1 pseudogene is annotated in these 1,172 nt (G+C 70.5%); it reads left to right on the top strand.

Annotated features, from left to right (window positions below):
* Positions 1-80 precede the first annotated feature (80 nt).
* Positions 81-1,172 (top strand): annotated as a pseudogene (locus I5E_RS21035) (HAD-IC family P-type ATPase); the annotation flags it as partial.

Here is a 1,172-nt window from a genome sequence, read left to right as displayed (position 1 = left end):
CTACTTCCCGGGGCTTGCACTGGGACCCCTCGCAGAAGCGCTCCCAGGATGACGGCACGTGGAAGTCCAAGGACACCCCCATGAACACCGCGACTCCGCGCCCGAGGCGACCAGCGCTTCCAGCCCGACCACCTCGTCCGCGTCGGACCCCGCCAGCTGGCGGCGGGCCTCCCGGGCGCCTTCGGCAAGCTCGACCCGGGTTTCCATGTGGCGCAACCCCGTCATGTTCATCGTCGAGGTCGGCGCCGCACTGACGACCGTCTCGCTGTTCGTCGAGCCGTCGGCCTTCACCATCGCGATCGCCGTGTGGCTGTGGCTGACGGTCGTCTTCGCGAACCTCGCCGAGTCCGTGGCCGAAGGCCGCGGCAAGGCGCAGGCCGACACCCTCCGCAAGACCCGTTCGACCACGAGCGCGCGCCGGGTCCTCCGCTACGACCAGGCCGACCCGGCCGCCACCGGCAACGAGACCGAGGAGGTCGCGTCGGTCGACCTCGCCAAGGGCGACGTCGTGGTGGTGGTCGCCGGTGAGGTGATCCCGGGTGACGGCGACGTCATCGACGGCATCGCGTCCGTTGACGAGTCCGCGGTGACGGGCGAGTCCGCGCCGGTGATCCGCGAGTCCGGCGGCGACCGCAGCGCCGTCACCGGTGGCACCCGGGTGCTCTCCGACCGGATCGTCGTGCGGATCACGTCGACTCCCGGCGAGACCTTCATCGACCGGATGATCCGCCTCGTCGAGGGCGCCGCCCGCCAGAAGACGCCGAACGAGATCGCGCTGAACATCCTGCTCGCCTCGCTGTCGATCGTGTTCGTGATCGTCTGCCTCACGATGCAGCCGATCGCCGGACTCGTCGGCGCGACCGTGAGCATCCCGGTGCTCATCGCCCTGCTCGTGTGCCTCATCCCGACCACCATCGGCGCACTGCTGTCCGCGATCGGCATCGCCGGCATGGACCGCCTCGTGCAGCACAACGTGCTCGCGATGTCCGGTCGTGCGGTCGAGGCCGCCGGCGACATCACGACCCTGCTGCTCGACAAGACCGGCACGATCACGTACGGCAACCGTCGCGCGTCCCGCGTCGTGCCGGTGCCCGGTGTCAGCGAGCCCGAGCTGATGGAGGCCGCAGCGCTCTCCAGCGCCGCAGACAGCACGCCCGAGGGTCGCTCGATCG

Origin of the sequence: Curtobacterium sp. B18, from assembly GCF_000333375.1 — a bacterium.
Taxonomy (GTDB): Bacteria; Actinomycetota; Actinomycetes; order Actinomycetales; family Microbacteriaceae; genus Curtobacterium.
Note: the sequence above shows the minus strand (reverse complement) of the source record. Positions and strands in the feature narration are given on the sequence as shown.